The following is a 4,314-nucleotide window of genomic DNA, read 5'->3' as shown; positions in this document are numbered from 1 at the left end:
CTCCTCGCTCCAGACCGTGCCGGTCCACAGGCCCCATTCGTCGAAGGTCTCGTCATCGGCAACGGCGCCCCTGCGCTCCAGGGGAATGCCGTCGCGGTCAGCCAGCATCACGCAGCAGCCGACACCGCCGACGGCGAGGTAAAGCCGATTGAGGCTCCCTTCGGCGGCTCGGACGAGTCGCTCCGTGCGCTGCCTGGCCTGCCTCAGTTCGCCTTCGGTCAGCCGTCTGGGCGCCTTGCGCTCGGCCGGGTCGAGACCATGCAAATGGAGGGAACGTCGCCACGAGGCGACCAACGCCGAATGGGCCGCGTCGCTTTTCGCGATCGAGGCCTGGACCAAATCCGCGTGCACGGCTGTTTGCCGTCCGATCAACCTAGTCCTCCCGGCGAGCAGAACCTCCCTCTGCTCCGTCGTCATGTTCGCAAGAACATATCCGACACCCGGAGCGGCTCAGTTTCAATATAGTCGCCGACCGCAACAGGTTTTTGATTTTGCGCAATTCCAGGGAAAATCGCTGCGCATTTTCCCTGGAATTGCTCCGGAGTTCTAAAGGTCGCCTCCCATCGGCGCCATAGGACGTTGGTTTAAGACGGGCCAGGATGCTCGAACCCTGCGGTTCCGCCTCGGGTCAGTTGGCGGCGGCCTTCTTGGGCTTGGACGAGCCGATCATCTTCCAGTTCTTGTAGAAGACGGAATTGATGCGCTCGACGCTGACCGAGACGACAGCAAGCATGCCCGCGATCAGGCCGGGGAACGGAGACGGGCGGACGATATCGACGAAGACGCAATAGCGGCGTCCGTCATATTCATTGACCGAGCGGTGGAAGAGCGTGTCGTCGAAGATGAACAGCGGATTGTCGTACCAGTAGTTCTTCTTGCTGCCGCACTGGACGAAGATCTCGGCCTTCACCGGGATCAGATTGTAGAGGATGCGCAGGCTGAGCCGGAGCGGCCCGAAATGCCAGGAGGTCGATTCACGGCCGCTGAAGACCGAGACGGCAATTGTCTTGATGTATTTGAAGTCCTTGTTGAATTCGGGAACGTTGTCGATCTTGTGCTTGCCGTACCACTGATAGACATACATGCCGCGCCGGCCGGTGCCGAAATTGGCGTCGATGTCGGCGATGATCTCGTCCTTGCGCGACTTGAAGACGCCCAGAACCTCGTTGATCTCACGCTGGTAGTCTTCAGGAAACTGGTCAAGCTTCCAGACGCCGTGGTTCCTGTAGCAGAGAAGGTCCACAATCAGGTTGAACGGTGAAAGCAGCCAGGTGAACAGGCCGTTGCCGAGGAAATAGCGGTCGAACAGCTTCCAGTTCTTCTCGTCATTGCGCATGATGTCGATCAGGCCGCAGACGATGAGGATCGTCGTCAGGATCGGGATGAAGTAGAAGCCGAGCGCAAGAAGCAGGACTGCGGTCGCAGCCTTACGAAGGGTCTTAACGGTTTGCTTTGTCATAGTGTTTCGCGCGGAAGCGCGATCCTGTTCGCATGAGCCAAATCACGGCGACCCCCGCCAGCCGTGCGCCTTAATAGGATTTTTCCTACCGCTGCACAATCTGGGCCAAAATCATCGCCGCGCTCTTTTCCTCCACCATCAGAAGCGCCCCAACTCGCCGGCTTGGCCGGCAGCACCCGAAACGGCTGTCAGCCAGTTGTCAGGTTGGATTCGCTATCCCGTACCAATGACCGTCGCAAGCCGTCGTGGCCTGTCGTCGATCTTCGGCTGAATTAGTTCACTAACAGCACTCTACGAGGAGGATAAGATGACCACAATTCCCTTCAACCGGCTCGTCTGGCTCACGCTGCGCGCGTCGGCGGCGCTGGCACTCACCATTGCACCCTACCACTTGACGCTTGACGGTGCGGCTAAGCTCGTTCCAGCCGTTGCCCACGCCGAATCCGAGGGCGGTGGTGGCGGCGGCGACGGAGGTCACGACGGCGGCAATGGTGGCGGTGACGGCGGCGAGCACGATGGCGGCGACAGCCACAGCAGCAGCGGAACCTCTGGCAGCCATGACGGTGAGAAGGAATCTGCTCACGACCAGGGTGAGGATAACACAGGAGGCACGACTGGCACTGGCGCAGATTCCGGTACCGAGACCGACGGATCCGACGACTCATCTTCCGAGCCGCTGGTGATGGACCACTGAGTGCGTCCCGCATAGGTGGACGCATTGGCCCGATTGCGAAGACGCAGCGGGGTTTGATCAGAGGCGCGGGCCACAAAGGTAAAGGCCGACGCCCTTCGATCGCCAGCACTAAAGTTTTGCTGGGGCGTTACTCCCGCTCTTTGCGCAGCTTTGCCCAGTATTCCAGCCGCTTCCTGATATCGCGCTCGAAGCCACGCTCGGGCGGATCGTAGAAAGTGCGGCGGCCCATCTTTTCCGGGAAATAGTCCTGACCGGAGAAGGCATCCGGCTCGTCGTGGTCGTAGCGGTAGCCGGCGCCGTAATCCTCCTCTTTCATCAGCTTTGTCGGCGCGTTGAGGATGTGTTTTGGCGGCAGCAGCGAGCCGAACTCCTTGGCCGCCTGTGTCGCCGCCTTGAAGGCGGTGTAGACGGCGTTCGATTTCGGCGCGGTGGCGAGATAGACGGCGGCCTCGGCGAAGGCGAGCTCGCCCTCGGGAGAGCCGAGATAGTCATAGGCGTCCTTGGCGGCATTGGCGATGACCAGCGCCTGCGGATCGGCCAAGCCGATATCCTCCACCGCCATGCGCACCAGCCGGCGGCCGAGATAGAGCGGATCCTCACCGGCATCGAACATGCGGGCGAGATAGTAGAGCGCGGCGTCGGGGTCCGAACCGCGCACCGATTTGTGCAGCGCCGAGATCAGGTTGTAGTGTCCATCCTGGCCCTTGTCGTAGATCGGCGCGCGGCGCTGGATGACGCGCTGCAGGCCCTCCGGCCCGAACACCTCGCCCGGCTTGGCGGCGCGCCAGACTTCCTCGGCCAGCGTCAGCGAGGCGCGGCCGTCGCCGTCGCTCATGCGGATGAGCATGGCCCGCGCTTCCTCGTCGAGCGGCAGCGCCCTGCCCTCGGTTTCTTCCGCGCGCGCCAAAAGCTTGGCGATGCTCTCCTCACCCAGCGAGCGGAACACCAGTACGCGCGCGCGGGACAGCAGCGCGGCGTTCAGTTCGAAGGACGGGTTTTCCGTCGTGGCGCCGACCAGCACCACCGTGCCGTCTTCCATGACGGGCAGAAAGCCGTCCTGCTGGGCACGGTTGAAGCGATGGATCTCGTCGACGAAGAGCAGCGTCTGGCGGCCATTGGCGCGGCGCAGCTTCGCCGCCTCGAACACTTTCTTCAGGTCGGCGACGCCGGAGAACACCGCCGATATCTGCTCGAAGGCAAGATTGGTTTCGCCAGCCAAGAGCCGCGCAACCGTCGTCTTGCCGGTGCCGGGCGGCCCCCAGAAGATCATCGAACCGAGCGAGCCGGAATCGATCAGGCGTGTCAGCGCGCCGTCCGGCCCGGTCAGATGCTCCTGACCGACGACCTCGCCAAGGTTCTTCGGACGCAGCCGATCGGCCAGCGGCCGCCCGGGCGGCGCTTTCTCCGGTTCATCGGAACTGAACAGGTCAGCCATGCTTGTCTTCGAGTTGGAGCGCGACCCTCTTGGGCCGGGCTCAGTAGCGCAACACCTGGCGCAGTGTCTGCCCGCCACGCTCGACGGTAAAGCGCCACCAGCGCGTGTCCTGCTGGGCAATTTGTGCCAGCGTCGCCGCTGTATCGATGCTCGTGCCGTTCACCTCGCGTACGATATCGCCCGGCTTGAAGCCGAAATCGGCGGCGGGTGAATCGCGATTGATGTCGACCACGGTGACGCCCTTCAAGTCGGTGCGCAGGCCGAGCCGCTGGGCAAGGCGCGGCGACAGCTCCGCCACCTTGGCGCCGGCGAAGGGGCTGCGGCCATGCAGCGTCATCTCGGTCGGCTTGGCGCCTTCCGGCGCCCGCTCCAGAGAGATCTCCAGCGTCGCCTGCTGGCCTTTGCTCAGCACGGCGAAGGTCGCCTTGGAGCCGATCGACAGCGTCGCCATGCGGTAGTCCAGCGCCTCGATGCTTTCGACCGGCGTATTGTTGAGCGACAGCACGACGTCGCCGGGTTTTAAGCCCGCCTTGCCGGCAGGGCCGGCCGCATCGACCGACGAAACCAGCGCGCCGGTCGGCTTTTCGATACCGAGCGATTCCGCGATCTGCGGCGTAACGGCCTCGAATTCGGCGCCGATATAGGGCCGCTCGAAGAAGTCGAGTCCGGCCTTGGCGGCGTCGGCGAAGGCGCGCACCATGTTGGCGGGAATAGCGAAACCGATGC

At 63.1% G+C, this 4,314-nt stretch carries 4 protein-coding genes and 1 pseudogene; 1 reads left to right on the top strand and 4 read right to left on the bottom strand.

Annotated elements, in window-relative coordinates; genetic code table 11:
• A pseudogene (locus EOA29_RS26960) lies at positions 1-351 on the bottom strand (sigma-54-dependent Fis family transcriptional regulator); the annotation flags it as partial.
• A gap of 277 nt (positions 352-628) precedes the next feature.
• Complete coding sequence (locus EOA29_RS26955; protein ID WP_126094096.1) at positions 629-1,459, bottom strand: aspartyl/asparaginyl beta-hydroxylase domain-containing protein; 831 nt, start codon at positions 1,457-1,459, stop codon at positions 629-631.
• A gap of 307 nt (positions 1,460-1,766) precedes the next feature.
• Here EOA29_RS26955 and EOA29_RS26950 point away from each other — a divergent pair, with 307 nt between their 5' ends.
• Positions 1,767-2,153, top strand: coding sequence for a hypothetical protein (locus EOA29_RS26950; RefSeq protein WP_126094097.1), 387 nt, complete (start codon positions 1,767-1,769; stop codon positions 2,151-2,153).
• 127 nt (positions 2,154-2,280) lie between these two features.
• On the opposite strand, the gene EOA29_RS26945 is transcribed toward EOA29_RS26950, so the two are convergent.
• Together EOA29_RS26945 and EOA29_RS26940 are read right to left on the bottom strand one after the other, a co-directional pair.
• On the bottom strand, positions 2,281-3,588 hold the full coding sequence (locus tag EOA29_RS26945) for a replication-associated recombination protein A (protein ID WP_126094098.1): 1,308 nt from the start codon (positions 3,586-3,588) through the stop codon (positions 2,281-2,283).
• A 40-nt stretch (positions 3,589-3,628) separates the two neighbouring features.
• The coding region (locus tag EOA29_RS26940) for a PDZ domain-containing protein (protein ID WP_127221851.1) at positions 3,629-4,314 on the bottom strand (686 nt) is incomplete at its 5' end.

Origin of the sequence: Mesorhizobium sp. M1E.F.Ca.ET.063.01.1.1 (assembly GCF_003998155.1) — a bacterium.
Classification (GTDB): domain Bacteria; phylum Pseudomonadota; class Alphaproteobacteria; order Rhizobiales; family Rhizobiaceae; genus Mesorhizobium.
This window is presented reverse-complemented; position numbering and strand designations above follow the sequence as displayed.